This is a genomic window from Actinomadura sp. WMMA1423, from assembly GCF_006547145.1.
In the GTDB taxonomy this organism is placed as follows: domain Bacteria; phylum Actinomycetota; class Actinomycetes; order Streptosporangiales; family Streptosporangiaceae; genus Spirillospora.
Genome location: NZ_CP041244.1, coordinates 8,090,824 through 8,108,007 on the forward strand (window position 1 = coordinate 8,090,824; position 17,184 = coordinate 8,108,007).

17 protein-coding genes are annotated in these 17,184 nt (G+C 73.5%); 7 read left to right on the top strand and 10 right to left on the bottom strand.

Annotated elements, in window-relative coordinates; translation table 11 throughout:
- Positions 1-52 precede the first annotated feature (52 nt).
- Both FKD65_RS37490 and FKD65_RS37495 read right to left on the bottom strand, forming a co-directional pair.
- On the bottom strand, positions 53-619 hold the full coding sequence (locus tag FKD65_RS37490; RefSeq protein ID WP_141583831.1) for a DUF3000 domain-containing protein: 567 nt from the start codon (positions 617-619) through the stop codon (positions 53-55).
- A 151-nt stretch (positions 620-770) separates the two neighbouring features.
- A complete protein-coding gene (locus FKD65_RS37495; RefSeq protein ID WP_168220891.1) occupies positions 771-980 on the bottom strand; it encodes a hypothetical protein in 210 nt (69 codons plus the stop codon).
- 229 nt (positions 981-1,209) lie between these two features.
- Between FKD65_RS37495 and hemE the strand changes: the two genes are divergently transcribed.
- Positions 1,210-2,223, top strand: coding sequence for a uroporphyrinogen decarboxylase (gene hemE, locus FKD65_RS37500; RefSeq protein WP_302931625.1), 1,014 nt, complete (start codon positions 1,210-1,212; stop codon positions 2,221-2,223).
- Here the strand turns inward: hemE and FKD65_RS37505 are convergent.
- A complete protein-coding gene (locus FKD65_RS37505; RefSeq protein WP_141583839.1) occupies positions 2,220-3,248 on the bottom strand; it encodes a DUF4349 domain-containing protein in 1,029 nt (342 codons plus the stop codon). The genes hemE and FKD65_RS37505 overlap by 4 nt on opposite strands.
- Before the next feature lie 77 nt (positions 3,249-3,325).
- Entirely contained in the window at positions 3,326-4,441 is a 1,116-nt protein-coding gene (locus FKD65_RS37510; protein WP_141583841.1) for a hypothetical protein, read from the bottom strand.
- A 129-nt stretch (positions 4,442-4,570) separates the two neighbouring features.
- Between FKD65_RS37510 and hemG the strand changes: the two genes are divergently transcribed.
- Genes hemG through FKD65_RS37525 form a run of 3 tightly spaced genes read left to right on the top strand, consistent with a single transcriptional unit; the run spans position 4,571 to position 7,335 of the window.
- Positions 4,571-6,004, top strand: a complete 1,434-nt coding sequence (gene hemG, locus FKD65_RS37515) for a protoporphyrinogen oxidase (RefSeq protein ID WP_141583843.1) — start codon at positions 4,571-4,573, stop codon at positions 6,002-6,004.
- A complete protein-coding gene (hemQ, locus tag FKD65_RS37520) occupies positions 6,001-6,699 on the top strand; it encodes a hydrogen peroxide-dependent heme synthase (RefSeq protein ID WP_141583845.1) in 699 nt (232 codons plus the stop codon). Before hemG ends, hemQ begins: the two co-directional genes overlap by 4 nt.
- A gap of 60 nt (positions 6,700-6,759) precedes the next feature.
- Positions 6,760-7,335 carry a hypothetical protein gene (locus FKD65_RS37525; RefSeq protein WP_141583848.1) on the top strand — a complete coding sequence of 192 codons (576 nt, stop codon included), beginning with the start codon at positions 6,760-6,762 and terminating at the stop codon, positions 7,333-7,335.
- Here FKD65_RS37525 and FKD65_RS44610 read toward each other — a convergent pair.
- The 3 genes from FKD65_RS44610 to msrB are packed head-to-tail and all read right to left on the bottom strand — an operon-like array spanning position 7,332 to position 8,432.
- A complete protein-coding gene (locus FKD65_RS44610; RefSeq protein ID WP_168221302.1) occupies positions 7,332-7,487 on the bottom strand; it encodes a hypothetical protein in 156 nt (51 codons plus the stop codon). The genes FKD65_RS37525 and FKD65_RS44610 overlap by 4 nt on opposite strands.
- Positions 7,488-7,490: 3 nt before the next feature.
- Complete coding sequence (locus FKD65_RS37530) at positions 7,491-7,985, bottom strand: TIGR04222 domain-containing membrane protein (RefSeq protein WP_168221303.1); 495 nt, start codon at positions 7,983-7,985, stop codon at positions 7,491-7,493.
- 45 nt (positions 7,986-8,030) lie between these two features.
- Complete coding sequence (gene msrB / locus FKD65_RS37535; RefSeq protein ID WP_141583852.1) at positions 8,031-8,432, bottom strand: peptide-methionine (R)-S-oxide reductase MsrB; 402 nt, start codon at positions 8,430-8,432, stop codon at positions 8,031-8,033.
- A 64-nt stretch (positions 8,433-8,496) separates the two neighbouring features.
- Here msrB and FKD65_RS37540 point away from each other — a divergent pair, with 64 nt between their 5' ends.
- Complete coding sequence (locus FKD65_RS37540) at positions 8,497-9,582, top strand: DNA polymerase domain-containing protein (protein ID WP_141583854.1); 1,086 nt, start codon at positions 8,497-8,499, stop codon at positions 9,580-9,582.
- A gap of 83 nt (positions 9,583-9,665) precedes the next feature.
- On the opposite strand, the gene FKD65_RS37545 is transcribed toward FKD65_RS37540, so the two are convergent.
- Positions 9,666-11,606, bottom strand: a complete 1,941-nt coding sequence (locus FKD65_RS37545) for a Xaa-Pro dipeptidyl-peptidase (RefSeq protein WP_141583856.1) — start codon at positions 11,604-11,606, stop codon at positions 9,666-9,668.
- A 242-nt stretch (positions 11,607-11,848) separates the two neighbouring features.
- On the opposite strand from FKD65_RS37545, the gene FKD65_RS37550 reads away from it, so the two are divergent.
- A complete protein-coding gene (locus FKD65_RS37550; RefSeq protein ID WP_141583858.1) occupies positions 11,849-12,046 on the top strand; it encodes a DUF4236 domain-containing protein in 198 nt (65 codons plus the stop codon).
- On the opposite strand, the gene leuA is transcribed toward FKD65_RS37550, so the two are convergent.
- Positions 12,033-13,709 carry a 2-isopropylmalate synthase gene (gene leuA, locus FKD65_RS37555; RefSeq protein WP_205718971.1) on the bottom strand — a complete coding sequence of 559 codons (1,677 nt, stop codon included), beginning with the start codon at positions 13,707-13,709 and terminating at the stop codon, positions 12,033-12,035. The genes FKD65_RS37550 and leuA overlap by 14 nt on opposite strands.
- A gap of 291 nt (positions 13,710-14,000) precedes the next feature.
- Here leuA and FKD65_RS37560 point away from each other — a divergent pair, with 291 nt between their 5' ends.
- Complete coding sequence (locus tag FKD65_RS37560) at positions 14,001-14,696, top strand: FadR/GntR family transcriptional regulator (protein ID WP_141583863.1); 696 nt, start codon at positions 14,001-14,003, stop codon at positions 14,694-14,696.
- On the opposite strand, the gene FKD65_RS37565 is transcribed toward FKD65_RS37560, so the two are convergent.
- Entirely contained in the window at positions 14,679-17,090 is a 2,412-nt protein-coding gene (locus tag FKD65_RS37565) for an ATP-binding domain-containing protein (RefSeq protein WP_141583865.1), read from the bottom strand. The genes FKD65_RS37560 and FKD65_RS37565 overlap by 18 nt on opposite strands.
- Positions 17,091-17,184: the final 94 nt, after the last annotated feature.

A 17,184-nucleotide genomic window follows, 5' to 3' on the forward strand; every position in this document is an offset into this window, starting at 1 on the left:
CCCCGCCGCCTCGGTTTCGGACGCTGTGCTCACGCCCCCTACCGTACGTCGCTCAGCCGCCCCCGCCGCCCGGCCGGTCCGGCAGCGCGGCGACGCCGGTCGGCGGCAGGCCCGCCGTGGTGCACATCACCTCGCACCACGCCAGCACGTGACCGGCGAGATCCTCGCCCGTGGGCGACCACGAGGCGCGCAGCTCCAGCTCCGTGGTGGACGGCTCGTCGCGCTTGTCGCCGAAGCTCTCCGACACCGCGCGCGTGATCGTCCCGGACACCGCGGCGTAGCCGGCGGGCTCCAGGGCCTCGAGCAGCCAGTCCCACGCGACGGAGCCGATCAGCTCGTCGGCGGCGATCTCGGGCTCCAGGTCGGCGCGGATGTAGGCGACGACGCGGAAGCCGTTGGTCCAGCCGGGGCGGCCCTCGGGGTCGTAGAGCACGATGAGGCGGCCCGTGGCGATCTCGGTGTCGTCGTCGCGGTAGACGCTGCCGGACATGGCCGCCGCGTACGGCGCGAGGCTCTGCGGGGCGGGCATGTCCTCCAGGTCGAGCTCCGGCCGGAGCGTGGGCCCGTCGAGGATCTCGCGCAGCGTGTCGACGGCCCGCTGGAAGGCAGGTGGGTTCATGGGCAGACCGGCCTGATCGCGGGAGTGTGACGGGTCGCGGGGGGCGGGCTCGGTTCGGTACTGGTGGGACGGACCGCCGCGGGACGCGACGGGAGGGCGCGGAGGGGACACAGGCACGGCACAGGTGGTTTCGTCTCGGGGGCCGGGGCGGTCAGGCCACGGCCCGCGCGGTGGCGGCGCGGCCGCGCGCCGGGGCGGTCTCGGAGGCCCGGCCGGGGACCGGGGCGGCCACGGGCGGCGGGTCGACCAGGACGGCGGAGCCGCAGTCGACGCAGCCCCACTCGGGGCACTCCTCGCCGTGGCCGTCCTCACACGGCGGCTGCTCGAACTCGCGTTCATCACCGCAGGTGAAGCAGTACAAGGGGGAACCTCCCTCGGCTATGACACGCATCACGTTCGCATGCGCCGGTGACAGAATGCGGGACTTCGCTCGGCGTGTCCGGAAGTTCGTTCCACCTCACGTGCCACTCCAGTGCTCCCGCATCCGCTTTTCGTGGGACCATCGCAGCGTGACCGCTGACGCCGCCTATCCGAACGACCACCCCGCGCGCACGGCCGGCCACGGCGGCCTCGCCGAGAGCCCCTTCCTGCTGGCCTGCCGCCGGCGGCCCGTCCCGCACACGCCCGTGTGGTTCATGCGCCAGGCGGGACGCTCCCTGCCGGAGTACCTGCGGCTCCGCGAGGGCGTCCCGATGCTGGAGTCGTGCACCCGCCCGGAGATGGTCGTGGAGATCACGATGCAGCCGGTGCGCCGGTACACCGTGGACGCCGCGATCTTCTACAGCGACATCATGGTGCCGCTGCGGGCCGTCGGCGTCGACCTCGACATCAAGCCCGGCATCGGGCCGGTCATCGCCGATCCGATCCGGAGCGCGGCGGATCTGGACGTCCTGCGCCCTCTCGTTCCCGACGACGTCCCGTACGTGACCGAGGCCGTCGAGGGCCTGGTCGGCGAGCTGGGCGGCACGCCGCTGATCGGGTTCGCGGGGGGCCCGTTCACGCTCGCCTCGTACCTGATCGAGGGCGGGCCGTCCAAGAACCAGGAGCGCACCAAGGCGATCATGTACGGCGAGCCTGAGCTGTGGTCCCGGCTCATGGAGCGGCTGGCCGATCTCACGATCGCGTTCCTGAAGGTGCAGATCGCGGCCGGCGCGAGCGCCGTGCAGGTCTTCGACTCCTGGGTCGGCTCGGTCGCCGCGCAGGACTACCGCGAGTCCGTCCTGCCGCACGCCCGCCGCATCTTCGCCGAGATCGAGCCGCTCGGCGTCCCGCGCATCCACTTCGGCGTCGGGACGGGCGAGCTGCTCGGCCTGATGGGCGAGGCCGGGGCCGACGTCGTCGGCGTCGACTGGCGGGTGCCGCTCGACGAGGCCGTCGGCCGCGTCGAGCCGGGCAAGGCCCTGCAGGGCAACCTCGACCCGGCGGTCCTCTTCGCGCCGTGGGAGACCGTGGAGCGCCGGGCCCGCGACGTGCTGACCCGCGGCCGCACGGCCGAGGGGCACATCTTCAACCTGGGCCACGGGGTCCTGCCGTCCATCGACCCGGACGTGCTGGCCCGCCTCGCGGACCTCGTCCACGAGGCGAGCACCGAGGACCCGCGCTAGGCGGGCGGCCGCGGCCCCTGCGGGGGCTCCTTCGTGGATCCCTCGCCGGCGCAGACGGCGGCCTTGGCGTCCTGCGGCTCGGGCGCCTTCTCCTGCTCGGGCGCCTTCTCCTGCTCGGGCCCGGAACCGTCCGCGCCGTCCGCGGAGCGGGCGAGCCGCCGGCGCCGCAGGGCCAGCACCGGGAGCCCGATCACGGCGGCCGCCACGAGGAACGGCAGCAGCCAGCCCAGCACGGCGGCGACCCCGCCGACGAAGGCGGTGAACGCGTGCCAGCCGCTCCGCAGCCCGCCGACGAAACCGCCGCGCGAGTCGTCCTTCTTCACGGGCGGCGCGCCCTTGGTCACGAGGGTCACCGTCACGGTCGCGAACCGCGTGCGGTGGGAGAGCGACTTCTGGCGCGCCTGGAGCGCCTCCAGGTCGGCCTCCCGCTGGGAGATCTCCTGCTCGATGCTCATGATCTCGCCGACGGACTTCGCCCGGTCGAGCAGCTTGCGGAACGTCTCCAGCGCGGCCTTCGCGGACCGCACCCGCGAGTCGACGTCGGCGACCTCGCCGGTGACGTCCTCGGTCTGCTGGCTGAGCGAGAGCTTGGTGCCGAGCTCCGCGCCGAGCCGGCCCAGCACCTCGGCGTACCGCTCACTCGGGATCTTGAGTGAGACCTCCGAGCGGGCCGGGTCGCTCGACGTCGACTCCCGTTCGACGTAGCCGCCGGCCGCGGTGACCATCTGCTTGGCCTTGGCGGCGGCGGCCTCCACGTCCCCGGCTCTGACCCGCAGGTCGGCGGTGTAGACGACCTCGCGCCCGGTCGGCAGCGGCGCCTGCGTCCGCTCCCCGCCCCCGCCCTGCGGGGCGACCTCGGCGCCCTCCGCGCGCTTGGCGCCGGACGGGAGGGCCGGGGCCGTGGCCACGCCCCGCGCCGCGGAGTCCGACGCTCCGGAGGAGTGGTCACCGCCCCCGCAGGCGGCCACGATCCCGGCCATGGGCAGGACGACCAGCGCGCAGGTGATGCTCCTGACGATCCGCATGAGGCTTGGACGATGTGCCGGATATCACCGTTCCTCGGGACGGATCGCGATCCGGGCACGAAGCGGGCACGTCCCGATCACGGGCCGTCGGTGAGGACGACGGGCCCGCCGATGTCGACGGTCCCGAGCGTCCACAGGGCTCCGGTGCCGGGGACGACGGCGAGCGCGCCCGCGTAGAAGTTCCTCCTGTTCGGCACGGCGGTGGCCGGGACCCGCTCCCAGGCCCCGCCGCCGTAGCGGATCAGGCCCGGCCTCGCCGGGTCGTCGAGCGAGTGCCCGACCGCCCACAGCGTCCCGTCCCCGCCCCTCGCGATCCTGGTGAGCGCGTTGAGGCCGGGCGGCGGGGTGACGCCCGTCCAGGCCGTGCCGTCCCAGTGCATCAGGACGGGTGTCGCCGGCGAGGTGCTGTAGCTGATGCCGGTGGCCCAGGCGTCGGTGGGGGAGAGGGCGAGCATGTCGGTGAAGCCGGTCCCCGGCACGGGTTCGTGTACGGGGACGCTCTGCCAGGACCGCCCGTCCCAGTGCCGCGCTGCGAGCGTCTCGTCGGTCGAGGAGGCGGTACCGAGGACCCAGATGTCATCGTCCGCCCGGATGTAGGACGTCTGCCGGCGCATGCCGGGGAGAGCGGTGAGGAGCGTCCAGCCGCCGCCCGCTCGGCGGTAGAAGCCGGTGTCGGTGCCGACCCAGACGCCGTCGGCATTCGCCTGGAGACTCGCGCTGCGGGCGCCGGACGGCAGCGCCACCTGCTCGAACCGGGAGCCGGTGAAACGCGCCGCGTAGGGGACCGGCGCCGCGTCGTCCGAGCCGTACTTCGGGCCGCTGATCCACACGTCCTCGGGCCCGGCCGCGTCGACGTCGGTGATGGTGCCGCGGCTCGCCAGGCCCTGGAGGTCGTACTCGACCCAGCGCCCGCCCTTCCAGCGCCGCACGACGGGATTGCCGGGGACGATCCGCCCGGTCCCCGGGATCGGGCCGGGGACCACCAGTTCCCCCTGGTTCCCGGCGATCCAGACGCTGTCGGACGAGGCGGCGGCGACGTCGTAGAGGTTGTTGTTCGGCCAGAAGAACGGCAGCGGGACCGGCGTGAAGCCGCCGCGGTCCGCGGCCGAGGCGGGGGCCGCGTGCCCGCCGAGCGCGAGCGCGCCGGCCGCGAGGACCGCCGCGGCCCGGAGGGAGGTCGTCCGAGGGATCATGTCTGCCAGTATTCACTGGCGAGGTTCTGAGATCTTGTCATCTCCGCCACAAAAAGCCGGGCGGTGCGAGTGCCGAGGTTCACGTCGCCCCGGTGCGCGATCCGGCGGGGCGTCTGGGAGGCTGGAGGCATGACCACGTCCCATGCCGTTGTCGTCGGGGGCGGCATCGCGGGCCTCGCCGCCGCGCGCCTGCTCGCCCGGGAGGGCGTCCGGGTGACGGTCCTGGAGGGCTCCCCGCTGGTCGGCGGGAAGCTGCGGGTCAGCGAGATCGCCGGGATCCCGGTCGACGAGGGCGCCGAGTCGATGCTCGCCCGCCGCCCCGAGGGCCTGGACCTCGTGCGCGACCTCGGCCGCTCCGGCGACCTCGTGAACCCCGGGACCACCTCCTCGGGGATCCTCAGCCGCGGCGCGGTGCGGCCCATCCCGGCCGGCCAGGTGATGGGCGTGCCGTCCGACCTGAAGGCGCTGGCCGCCTCGCACGTGCTGTCGCCCGCCGGGCTGGCCCGCGTCCCGCTCGACCTCGTGCTGCCGGAGACCCCGCGGGGCGGGGACGTCTCCGTCGCCGACTACATCGGCGCCCGCCTCGGCGCCGAGGTCGTCGACCGGCTCGTCGAGCCGCTGCTCGGCGGGGTGTACGCGGGACGGGCCGACCGGCTGTCGCTGGACTCCACGCTGCCCGCCGTCGCCGCCGCCGCGCGCACCCACCGCTCGCTGATCCACGCGGTCCAGGGCATCCGGGACGCCGCGCCGAAGAACCCGGGCCCGGTGTTCGCCACGCTGCCGGACGGGCTCGGCACGCTCCCGCACCTGGTCGCCGCCGGCATCGCCGAGGCCGGCGGGACGATCAGGACCGGCGCCATGGTCCGCGAACTGCGCCGCCGCGAGGACGGCTGGCGGCTCACCGTGGGCCCGGCCCGCGCCCCCGAGCACCTCGACGCCGACGCGGTGGTGGTCGCGGTCCCCGGGGCCCCGGCGTCCCGGCTGCTGGAGCCGGACGTCCCCGCCGCCGCGCGGGAGCTGGCCGGCATCGAGTACGCCAGCATGGCGATCATCACGCTCGCCTACCGGGCCACGGCGTTCCCGCGGCTCCCGGAGGGCAGCGGCTACCTCGTCCCGAACGTGGAGTGCGACACCGCCCGGGGCGGGCGGGGCGTCAAGGCCGTCACGTTCAGCTCGCTGAAATGGCCGCACCTGCGCGACCGCGACCCGGGCGTCATCGCGGTGCGCTGCTCCATCGGGCGGTACGGCGAGGAGCACACGCTCCAGCGGACCGACGAGGAGCTCACGGCGACCGCCATGGCCGAGCTCGCCGCGACGTGCGGCGTCACCGAGCTGCCGGTCGAGAGCCGCGTGACCCGGTGGGGCGGCGGCCTCCCGCAGTACAACGTGGGCCACGCCGACCGCGTGGCCAAGGTCCGGGCCGCGGTCGCCGGAGCGCCGGGGCTGGCCGTCGCGGGCGCCGCCTACGACGGCCTCGGCATCCCCGCGTGCATCGCCTCCGCGCGCGCGGCGGCGATCCGGGTGCTGGACCATTTGCGCAGTCGAGAAGGAGTTGGACCATGACCGAGCAGGCGGGCAAGCCGAAGGCACGCGAACTCAACAACGTCATCCGCTACACCATGTGGTCGGTGTTCCGGGTGGCGAGCCCGGGGACCGCGGGCGAGCAGGAGGCCGCGGAGGTTCAGGACCTCCTCGACCAGGCGGCCCAGAAGGACGTCACCACGCGCGGCGCCTACGACGTCGCCGGTCTGCGCGCGGACGCCGACTACATGTTCTGGTGGCACGCGCCCACCTCCGACGACCTCCAGGAGGTCTACACCCGGTTCCGCCGGACGGCGCTGGGCCGCGCCAGCGAGCCGGTGTGGTCGCAGATGGCGCTGCACCGCCCGGCGGAGTTCAACAAGAGCCACATCCCCGCGTTCCTGGCCGACGAGGAGCCGCGCGCCTACGTGTGCGTGTACCCGTTCGTCCGCTCGTACGAGTGGTACCTGCTCCCGGACGAGGAGCGCCGGGCGATGCTCGCCGAGCACGGGAAGATGGCCCGCGACTACCCCGACGTCCGGGCCAACACGGTCTCGGCGTTCGCGCTCGGCGACTACGAGTGGATGCTGGCGTTCGAGGCCGACGAGCTGCACCGCATCGTCGACCTGATGCGGCACCTGCGGGGCGCGAGCGCGCGACTGCACACCCGCGAGGAAGTACCTTTCTACACAGGTCGCCGCAAGCCGGTCGCCGAGCTGGTCGCCGGTCTGGCCTAGCCGGGCTCATCACGCCGAATCACGCGTCGGGCGGGGGCGGCCGGCAGTAAAGTGCCGTCCGTGACCAAGTCTCCCGCCCGGCACGCCCGCGGACGGCACGCCCGGCCGCCGTCCGAGTTCACGGTCCGCGTGCACAGCCTGATCGCGTCCATGAGCGGCTCCCGCCGACGGCGGCTCACCGCCGCCGGCGCGCTCACCGCGACGGCCGCGGTCCTCACGGCCGCCCTGCTCGCACTGCCCGGAAGCTCCGGCCCCGCTCCCCGCGCCGCCGTCGCCGCCCGCACGGGCGCCGCCCCGTCCCCGCACGAGCGGGTCGCGGCCGCCGGCGACCCCGACGAGATCACCGATGCGGTGCCGTACTTCGAGACCAAGGACCCCGGCAAGAAGGTCGTCAAGCACGTCACCGACGTCCGCCGCAGCGGCAGCTTCGTGCGCGTCTACACCGACCTCGGGGAGTCCGACGAGAACTCCGACCCGGCCATCGACCTGTGCAAGTGGACGACCCAGTTCCTCAAGGACGGCGGCGACGACGAGCCCCGCGTCTTCGTCCACGGCAAGAGCGACGACAACGGCAGCGTCGTCCTCGCCAACAAGCAGAGCGACAAGGACGACTGCGGCGTCTCCGACACCCCCTAGTAGGGGCCGGGGCCGCTGCCCCAGGTGTCCCAGGCGTTCCAGGCGTAGCCCGAGAACTTCGTCTCGGACAGGTCCAGCTCGGGGCCGCGCCTGACTCCGTTCAGGGCCCAGTCGTAGGGCAGGTCGAGCGGCTTGGGGTTGTCCATCTCCATGACCTAGCGGAGCTTGGCGTCCTCGACCGCTGCGGTACCCAGCGCGGCGAGCCTGGTGACCGCGTCCGGCGCGGTGTCCTTCAGCGCGCCCAGCCCGGACGGGGCGCCGGACTCGGCGTCCGCCCGGAGCCTGCGCCGGGTCCGGCGCCCCTGCCGCGTGGCCCGGAGCCGGCCGCGGAACCCCCTGCGCAGGAGTCCCCTCTCCAGCAGCCCGCCCGCGACGGCGGCCACCTCATCGGATTCGGCGACGGCGTCGAGGACGTAGCCGAGCTGGAAGCCGGTGTCGGGGACCTCCTGGAGAAGCGCGGCCTGGATCTTGTCGTCAGCCTCCCGCTTGACGACGGTCACGCGGCGCGTGCCCCGCGAGACCCGTACGCGGCGCCCCTCGTAGAGGGTGAGGAGCGCGCACTGGGCGGCGCGCGTGGGCCCGCCGCACAGTAAGGCGATCTCGTAGGGGGTGAACTCGTCCACGGCGACTCCCCGGGGGTTGACCGTCACTGCTGTGATCGTCAATGTGACGCGTCAAGGCCCGGGGAGGTTGCGTCATTCGGCGGGTTCGAGGGTCAGGGAGATCGAGTTGATGCAGTAGCGGTCGTCGGTCGGGGTGTCGTAGCCCTCGCCATGGAAGACGTGGCCCAGGTGCGAGTCGCAGACGGCGCAGCGGACCTCGGTGCGGACCATGCCGAGCGAGCGGTCCTCGATCAGCGTGACCGCCTCGGAGTCGGACGGCGCGAAGAACGACGGCCAGCCGCAGTGGCTCTCGAACTTGGTCTCCGAGCGGAACAGCTCGGTGCCGCACGCGCGGCAGCGGTAGACGCCGACGGTCTTGGTGTCGGTGTACTCGCCGGTGAAGGGCTTCTCCGTGCCCGCCTCACGCAGCACGTGGAACTCCTCCGGGCTCAGCCGGGCCCGCCACTCGTCCTCGCTTTTGCGGATCTTCTCCATGCTTCGACCGTACCCGGCGGCGATGCCGCGGAGGACTGTCGTGGCCGTGGGTTAACGTGCGGTTATGGCCTCGCCCTTCATCGAGATCCCGGTCGGGGATCGGCTCGTCAAGGTGACCAATCCCGACAAGGTCTACTTCCCCGAGCACGGCTACACCAAGCGGCAGCTCGTCGAGTACTACCTGGCCGTGGGGGAGGGGATCCTGCGCGCCACCCGCGACCGCCCGACGACGCTGGAACGCTGGCCCGCCGGGGTCTTCGAGGGCGCCAAGATGGCCACCCGCGAGGACTACGCCCGCGGCCAGGCGGGCATGGGCGCCGGCAGGTCCGACGCGTTCTACCAGAAGCGCATCCCGAAGGGCGCGCCCGAGTGGGTGCGCACCGCCCGGATCGCCTTCCCCAGCGGGCGCTCGGCCGACGAGGTCTGCCCGGACGAGGTCGCAGTGATCGCCTGGGCGGCCAACCTCGGGACGCTGACCTTCCACCCGTGGCCCGTCCGCAAGGGCGACGTCGACCACCCCGACGAGCTGCGCATCGACCTCGACCCGCAGCCCGGCACCGACTTCTCCGACGCCGTCCGGGTGGCGCTCGGCCCGGCCCGCGACCTGCTGTCGGAGCTGGGCTACACGGGGTACGTCAAGACGTCCGGCAAGGGCGGGGTGCACATCTACGTCCGCATCGAGCCCCGCTGGACGTTCACCGAGGTCCGCAGGGCCGCGCTCGCCTTCGGCCGCGAGGTGGAGCGCCGCGCCCCCGCCGAGGTCACCACGAAGTGGTGGAAGGAGGAGCGGGGCGAGCAGATCTTCATCGACTTCAACCAGAACGCCCGCGACCGCACGATCGCCTCGGCCTACAGCGTCCGCCCGGCCCCGCACGCCCCGGTCTCGGCGCCCGTGACCTGGGAGGAGCTCCCGGGCGTCGACCCGCGCGACTTCACCATCGCCACGATGCCCGCGCGCTTCGCCGAGCTGGGCGATCTGCACGCCTCGATCGACGACGCGTCGTTCTCCCTCGAAGCCCTCCTCGACATGGCCGACCGCGACGAGAAGGACCACGGCCTCGGCGACATGCCGTACCCGCCGAACTACCCGAAGATGCCCGGCGAGCCCAAGCGCGTCCAGCCGAGCAAGGACACCGACAACCAGGGCTGAAGCGGTGCCCCCAGCGGACCGGCCCGCCGCCCCGGAAGGGACGGCGGGCCGGTCCGCCTTCGGCCGCGCGCGTCAGTCGCGCGTCAGTAGAGCTCGCGCTCCTGGACGGGCAGGTCGACCTTGACCGGGCCGCGCCAGGTCTCGGCGGGCTGCGGCGGGGCGACGAGGGTGGTCACGTCGTCCCCGGCCGCGACCACCGGGACGCTGACGGAGCTGCCGCGCAGGTCCACCGTCACCTTGGCGCCCGTCGGCGTCTCGGTGTTGTAGTCGGCGTCCGTCCCGGCGAGGACGAGGGCCAGCCGGTGGCCCTTCTTCAGCACGTACTCCTGGCTGAGCGTCTGCCAGCTGACGCCGTAGTAGCGGCCGGGCACGAGGGGCGACGGGCGGCTCAGCGACCGGTGGTTCTGGGCGTCGAGCCAGCCGCGGGCGACCACGTTCACCGGCGACGTCACGGTCGTGACCTCGGTCTGCCTGTAGCAGGCGTCGTCGGTGGGCGTGCTCTCACCGTGGCAGTCCTCGGTCTTCAGCGTCCGGATGCCGGAGCCGGCGCCGAGGTAGTCCACGCGGGTGTCGTCGCCGTAGTCGACCAGCAGCGCCGTGAGGTTCGCCGTGGGCTCGTCCAGCTTGATCTTCAGGCGTGCGGCGGGGGTACCGGACAGGCGTCCCGTCGCGGGAAGCGGGGCCGACACGAACGCGGTCCGGTAGGGCTTCGCCGCCGTCGGGTCGGAGACCATCGCGTCCTCGGGGTGGCCCGCGCCCTGCGGGCCGGCCTCGTCGGTGAACGAGGCGGTCGCGCCCGCCGGGGCCGGCTTCAGGCCGAGGGAGCCGTCCCGGCCCGGTCGCAGGACGACGTTCCGCGCGTCCCGCGACGGCCAGTCCCGCTGGGTGATCCACTGGTCCGGGCCGACCTCGATGTCGGCGCGGGGCTGCCGCATGACGTCGTTGGGGATCCGCTGCAGCTCGTGGTCGAACCACTTGTGCAGGGTCGCCACCCACGCGTCCCGCCGGGTGTCGAACGGGTCGACGTGGCCGCGCTGCGTCAGCCACACCTTGCGCTGCACCCCGCGCCGCGCGAGGGCGTTCCACCATTCGGCGAACTGGTCGTCCTTCACGTTCAGGTCGTTGACGCCGTGGGTGGCGAAGACGCTCGCGCGCACGCGGGACGCGCGGGCGACCGTCCCGTCCCGGTAGTCGGCGGTCTTCCAGTACGCGTTGTAGTTCCCGGTCGCGTCGTCCTCGCCCTCGTCGAGACCGGCGTTCACGGCGGCGCACTTCTCGGGCGGGTCGGTGTCGACGTAGTCCGCGAGCCCCGGCTGCTCGTCGGTCCAGTACTTCACGCCGTTCATCCGGCTGTAGTCGTACCAGCTGCTGATCGCCGAGATCGGGACGATCGTCTCCAGCCCCTCGACGCCGGTGGCCGCCACGCCGTTGGCGAGCGTCCCGTCGTAGGACTTGCCGATCATGCCGGTGCGGCCGGTCGTCCAGGTCGCCTTCACGGGACTGCCGTCGGGCCGGTACGCCCTCGCGCGCCCGTTGAGCCAGTCGACCACGGCCTTGCCGCCGAGGACGTCGGTCGGGCCGCCGCTGACCGGGCAGCCGTCGGAGCGGGTCGTCCCGACCATGTCCACGGCGAGGAAGGCGTACCCGCGCGGCACGAAGTAGTTGTCGTAGTACAGCGGGAACTTCACCGGGTTCCCGGCCGCGTCGTAGGTCTTGCGCTCGCTCTCGTTGCCGCGCCCCGCGTTGTCGTAGTAGGGGCTCTCGTCCATGATCACCGGCACCCGGAGACCGTGCTCGGTCTCCCTCGGCCGGATGATGTCCACGTTGACGCGGTCCTTCTTGCCGTCCCGGTCGCTGTCCACGCCGGACTCCACGTAGACGTGCTCGCGGATGGCGTCCTTGTAGGAGAAGACGGGCTGGGTGACCCCGTCCTTCACCACGATCTTGGGGGACGTCCCGGCCAGCGCCGTGGCGCCGCCGCCCGCGCCGGCGAGCGCCGCGCCGGTCAGCACGGCCACCGCCATGGTCCGCCGGGTCCGTCTCAGGGATCGCCTGGCCAACCCGCACCTCCGAGTATGAAAATGATCTCCGACGCGCCACAGGCTCCCCGTCCCGGGGCCGCGGGTAAAGGGCGGCACACGACGAAGTCGGTCCGGATTTGGTCACCTCCTGCCGTTGCCCCGATGTGATTGTCCGTATTGCCTTTTACGGATGTCCGGGAAAGGGCGGCGGGAATGCCCGGCGTGCTGCCGGGCAGCCCCGACGCATGGGTTGGAGCTATCGCAAGTCGATGAAGATGGGCCCGTTCCGCCTCAACTTCTCCAAGAAGGGCGTCGGGCACAGTGTCGGAGGGCGCGGCGCCCGCTACACGCGCGGTGCGGACGGGCGCCGCCACATGACGTTCCGCATCCCCGGAACCGGCCTGTCGTGGAGGCGGTCCCTGAAGTCGTCTAACCGCTCTTAGCGCGGTTGACGGCCGACAGGACGGCCTCCACCGAGGCGGTGAGCACGGAGGTGTCGCGTCCGGCGCCCCAGCGGGTCACGCCGTCCACGCGGCATTCGGCGTAGGCGACGGCCATGGCGTCCCGTCCGGCTCCGGCCGAGTGCTCGGCGTACTGCAGGACGTCCGCCTTGATCCCGGCGGACGCCAGCGCGCCGGTCAGGGCGTCCAGCGGGCCGTTGCCCGTGCCGGTGTGCTCGCGCTCGTCGCCGTCGACCCGGACGACGCCGGTGAAGTCGTGCCGCGCGGGGCCGGTGTGGGACGTCCGCCAGCCGGTCACCTGGACCGGGCCCCGCCGGTCCAGGTACTCGGCCCGGAACAGCTCCCACAGCTGCTCCGCCGTGACCTCCTCGCCGCTGCCGTCCGCCTCCCGCTGCACGACCTGGGAGAACTCGATCTGCAGGCGGCGCGGCAGGTCGAGCCCGTACTCCGTCCGCAGCAGGTAGGAGATGCCGCCCTTCCCGGACTGGCTGTTGACGCGGATGACCGCCTCGTAGCCGCGGCCGACGTCGGCAGGGTCGATCGGCAGGTACGGGACCTCCCAGGGCAGCCGCTCCGGCGGCACGCCCTGTTCGGCGGCGCGGCGCGCGTGGCGGGCCATGCCCTTGCCGATCGCGTCCTGGTGCGTCCCGGAGAACGCGGTGTACACGAGGTCGCCGCCGTACGGGTGGCGCTCGTGGACGGGGAGCCGGTTGCAGTGCTCGACCGTCCGCCGGATCTCGTCGATGTCGGAGAAGTCGATCCGGGGGTCGACGCCCTGCGCGTGCAGGTTCAGCGCCAGCGTGACCAGGTCGACGTTCCCCGTCCGCTCCCCGTTGCCGAACAGGCACCCCTCGACCCGCTGCGCGCCGGCCAGCACCGCCAGTTCCGCGCACGCGACGCCCGTCCCGCGGTCGTTGTGCGGGTGCACCGACAGGATGACCGCGTCGCGCCGGGCGAGGTTGCGGTGCATGTACTCGATCTGGTCGGCGTACACGTTCGGGGTGGCGATCTCGACGGTGGCGGGCAGGTTGAGGATCACCGGGCGGTCGGGTGAGGCGTCCCACAGCGCGGTGACCGCGTCGCACACCTCCAGCGCGTAGTCCGGCTCGGTGGCGTTGAACGTCTCGGGGGAGAACTCGAACCGCACGCCCGGCCCGGCCAGGCGCGCGACGTCGGCCGCCCCGTCCAGGATCAGCCGCCGCACCCCGTCGCGGTCCGACCCGAGTACGACGTCCCGCCACACCGGGCCCGTCGCCGTGTACAGGTGGACGACCGCTCTGGGCAGCCCCTGGATCGAGGTGAACGTCCGCTCGATCAGATCCGTGCGCGCGGGCGTGAACACCACGGGCGTCACGTCGTCCGGTACGCCAGCCTCGGCCAGGTGGCGGACGAAGTCGAAGTCGGTCTGGCTGGCCGAGGGGTAGCCGACCTCGATCTCCTTGAAGCCCATCGCCACGAGCAGGTCGAACATGCGGCGCTTGCGGGCGGTGTCCATGGGCTCGGCCAGCGCCTGGTTGCCGTCCCGGAGGTCGACGGGCACCCACAGGGGCGCGCTCTCGATGCGCCGGGACGGCCAGTCGCGCTCCACCGCCGGCACGGGCGAGGGCACGCGTTCGTGGGCGGACCGGTACCGGTGCGACGGCATGGCGCTGCCGCGCTGGGGGTTCCAGAAGGGCGCGCCGTCGGCCACCGGGCCGGACGGGGTGCGCAAGGTCGGGTATCGCGTGTCTGCGTTCATGGGCCTGTTCCGTTGGAATCGCCGGACGACCGGCAGCACCGGACCCCGCGACGGGGTGCCGGTCTGGATCAGGCCCCGCCGCGGCGACCGAGAAGAAGGCCCCACCACGACATGCCGCCCACTCAACCACACCTCAGCTCCTCAGACAAGCTGAGGTGGGTCTACGCTGGAGGCCCGCCGCCGTCCCGGAGGACCTCGATGCCGCTCGGCCCGCTCCGTCCCAGCCCGCTCGTCGAGCAGGCCGCCCAGCGTCTGCGCGACCAGATCGCTGCCGGAGAGTGGCCGGTCGGCACGCGGCTCCCCGGCGAGACGACGCTGGCCAAGGACCTGGGAGTGGGCCGCTCCACCGTCCGCGAGGCCCTGCGCGCCCTGGCCGGCGCCGGTCTCGTCCAGGCCCGCCAGGGTGCGGGCGTGTTCGTCGTCGCGACAGAGCCGGCCGAGGACTGGCCCGCCCGGCTCCGCCGCGCCTCGGTCGCCGACGTCTACGAGATCCGCGAGATGCTGGAGGTCCGCGCCGCGGAGCTGGCCGCCGAGCGCCGCACGGCGGACGATCTCGCGGCCCTCGACCGGGCCCTCGCGGCCCGCGACGAGGCCCGCGCGGACCCCGCGGTCGAGGCGTTCATCGACGCCGACATCGCCCTGCACGCCGCCGTGATCGCCGCCGCCCACAACCCGGTCCTCGCCGACCTGTTCGCCGGGTTCGTCCCCGTCCTGCGCGAGGGCCTGCTCGACCTCGCCGCCCTGGTCGACGTCCGCGCGTCCGACGCCGCCCACGGCCGGGCCGCCCACGCCGCCCTCGTCGAGGCGATCCGCGCCCGGGACCCGGCGGCGGCGAGCGACGTCGTCAGGGCCGAGCTCGACAAGACCCTGACCGGCCTACTCCAGCGCCGATAGCAGGGGCGGCAGCTCCCCGTCGTGGACGACGGTCAGCCGGCGGGTGGCCCTCGTCAGCGAGACGTAGAGGTCCTGGCCGCCCTTGGCCGACTCGGCGAGGATGCCGGACGGGTCGACCACGACGACCGAGTCGAACTCCAGGCCCTTGGCCTCCTCGGCGGTCAGGACGACGACGGGCGAGTCGAGGGCCTCGGGGGTGGCGCCGACGGCGGCGTCCGGCAGGGCCCGCAGGACCTCGCCGTGGCGGGCCGCCGAGGAGATGACGGCGAGGCGGCCCTCCTTGAAGGCGCCGCCGATGTTCTCCCCGCCGGTCACGAGGACCAGCTCGGAGCGGACGAGGGAGGGCAGCTCGGCGACCGGCAGCGCGAGCGCGGCCGGCGGCGGCCCGTCGTCGCGGACGGGTTCGGGCGGGGTCTGGTCCGGGGCGACGGCGGCCAGCACGTCGGCGGCGACCTTCATGATGGCGGCCGGGGTGCGGTAGTTGACCATGAGGCGCTGCTCGCGCCACCGGCCCGGGACGTAGCGGTCGAGCATCTGGCCCCACGACGCGGCGCCCGCCGCGCTGCCGGTCTGGGCGATGTCGCCGACGACCGTGAGGGAGCGGGTCGGGACGCGGCGCATCACGGTCCGCCAGGCCATCTCCGAGAGCTCCTGCGCCTCGTCCACGATGACGTGGCCGTAGGCCCACTCGCGGTCGGCCATGGCGCGCTGGGCGGTGGTGAGGCGCGGACCGCCCTCGTTGTGGCGCTCGGCCAGCTCGCTCGCGGAGATCAGATCGCTGGCCAGGATCATCTCGGTGCCGTCGGTCGTCTGCATGACCTCGCGGGCGTAGCGCTCCTCCTCGGCGAGCTCGGCCTGCGCCGCGCGCTCGCGGGCCTTGTCGGCGGAGTCGTCCTTGCCGAGGAGCTCGGCTGCCTCGTCCAGGAGGGGGACGTCGGAGACCGTCCACGGCGAGCCGGGCGGGCGGTGCAGGAGCGCCCACTCGTCGGGGGAGAGGCCCGCCTCGGCGCCCACGCGCGCGAGGGCCTCGGCGGAGGCGTAGAGATCGCTGAGGAGCCGCTCGGGGGTCAGGTCGGGCCAGAGTTCGTCCAGGGCGGACCTGACGGCCGGGTCCTGCCAGAGGGCCTCCTTGGCCAGACGGAGGTCGGTCTCGTCCAGGAGGGGTTCGTCCTCGGCCTCGTCGATGAGCTCTTGCAGCCAGCTGGGCAGCCCTCCGGAGCGGGCCATCTCCTCCAGAGGCTCGTCCATGATGCGGTCGAACTGCTCGGCCCGGTTGAGGGCGAGCGCCTCCAGCATGTCGTGGACGAAGCGGCGCCGCTGCACGTTGTGGGGAGCGCGCAGGGCCCGGGCCCGGTCGCGGACCTGTTCGCACTTGCCGGCATCCACGACCAGGGTGAGGTCGTCGGTCTCGACGCGCAGGCCGCCGGAGGGGACTCGCTCGCGGTCGTGGACGGCGGCCTTCACGAAGTCGGCCATGCGGAGCCCGCCCTTGACCACGGCCGCCTCGGGGGCCTCGCCGGCCGTCGCCTTGAGCCCCGGATACAGCTCGCCGACCGTGGCCAGGGCGACGTCCGTCTCGCCGAGGCCGGGCAGCACCTGCTCGATGTAGCGCAGGAACGTGGCGTTCGGGCCCACGATGAGCACGCCGCGCCGCTCTAGGACGTCGCGGTGCGTGTAGAGGAGGTAGGCGGCCCGGTGCAGGGCGGCGACCGTCTTGCCCGTGCCGGGGCCGCCCTGGACGACCAGCACCCCCTGCAGACCGGAGCGGATGACCTGGTCCTGCTCCTCCTGGATGGTCGCGACGACGTCGCTCATCCGGCCCGTCCGGCCGCGGCGGAGGGTGGCCAGCAGTGCGGCCTCGCCGACGATGCCGCCGCGCTCGGACTCCTCCAGGCCCTCCAGGTCGAACACCTCGTCGTCCAGCCGGACGACCTCGCGGTGGCGAAGGTGCAGGTGCCGGCGCCGTGCGAGCGTGCCGGGCGCCCCGGGAGTGGCGGTGTAGAACGGCCGCGCCGCGGCGGCGCGCCAGTCGATCAGGAGGGGCTCGTGGTCCTCGTCGCGCAGGCCGATGCGGCCGATGTAGAAGGTGTCGCCGGGCCCGCCCGCGTCGGCGCGGTGGTCGATGCGGCCGAAGCACAGGCCGTGCTCGACGGCGTTGAGCCGGACGAGCCGCCGGGCCGCCTCGTCGGTGGCGATGGCGCTCTCCACCCGCGCCTGGAAGGCGGCGCCGCCCCCCGCCGCCGGTCCCTCGCGCAGCGCGGCCGCGGCCTTGTCGCGCTCGGCGTCGAGGCGCTCGTACACGCCCGACACGTACTCCTGCTCGACGTGCACGGCGGCCCGCGTCGCTTTTTCTTCCCGTTCCGGGTTGACAGCGCCCGCTTGACGAAGTCCCATGCGTGGACTACACTCCTATTCATAGGGTGGAGTATCTCTATGCGCTTTTGCAGCTCCGGAGTCTATCACCCCTCGGCGCCCGGCGTGATCTTCT

What these genes read in the sequence shown, in the direction of transcription:
- FKD65_RS37505 (WP_141583839.1), bottom strand. Translation starts at nt 3,248, where the DNA reads ATGCGGATCGTCAGGAGCATCACCTGCGCGCTGGTCGTCCTGCCCATG.
- FKD65_RS37510 (WP_141583841.1), bottom strand. Translation starts at nt 4,441, where the DNA reads ATGATCCCTCGGACGACCTCCCTCCGGGCCGCGGCGGTCCTCGCGGCC.
- FKD65_RS37545 (WP_141583856.1), bottom strand. Translation starts at nt 11,606, where the DNA reads ATGGCGGTGGCCGTGCTGACCGGCGCGGCGCTCGCCGGCGCGGGCGGC.
- msrB (WP_141583852.1), bottom strand. Translation starts at nt 8,432, where the DNA reads ATGGAGAAGATCCGCAAAAGCGAGGACGAGTGGCGGGCCCGGCTGAGC.
- hemG (WP_141583843.1), top strand. Translation starts at nt 4,571, where the DNA reads ATGACCACGTCCCATGCCGTTGTCGTCGGGGGCGGCATCGCGGGCCTC.
- FKD65_RS37490 (WP_141583831.1), bottom strand. Translation starts at nt 619, where the DNA reads ATGAACCCACCTGCCTTCCAGCGGGCCGTCGACACGCTGCGCGAGATC.
- FKD65_RS37540 (WP_141583854.1), top strand. Translation starts at nt 8,497, where the DNA reads ATGGCCTCGCCCTTCATCGAGATCCCGGTCGGGGATCGGCTCGTCAAG.
- leuA (WP_205718971.1), bottom strand. Translation starts at nt 13,709, where the DNA reads ATGCCGTCGCACCGGTACCGGTCCGCCCACGAACGCGTGCCCTCGCCC.
- FKD65_RS37565 (WP_141583865.1), bottom strand. Translation starts at nt 17,090, where the DNA reads ATGGGACTTCGTCAAGCGGGCGCTGTCAACCCGGAACGGGAAGAAAAA.
- FKD65_RS37560 (WP_141583863.1), top strand. Translation starts at nt 14,001, where the DNA reads ATGCCGCTCGGCCCGCTCCGTCCCAGCCCGCTCGTCGAGCAGGCCGCC.
- hemQ (WP_141583845.1), top strand. Translation starts at nt 6,001, where the DNA reads ATGACCGAGCAGGCGGGCAAGCCGAAGGCACGCGAACTCAACAACGTC.
- FKD65_RS44610 (WP_168221302.1), bottom strand. Translation starts at nt 7,487, where the DNA reads ATGGAGATGGACAACCCCAAGCCGCTCGACCTGCCCTACGACTGGGCC.
- FKD65_RS37550 (WP_141583858.1), top strand. Translation starts at nt 11,849, where the DNA reads ATGGGTTGGAGCTATCGCAAGTCGATGAAGATGGGCCCGTTCCGCCTC.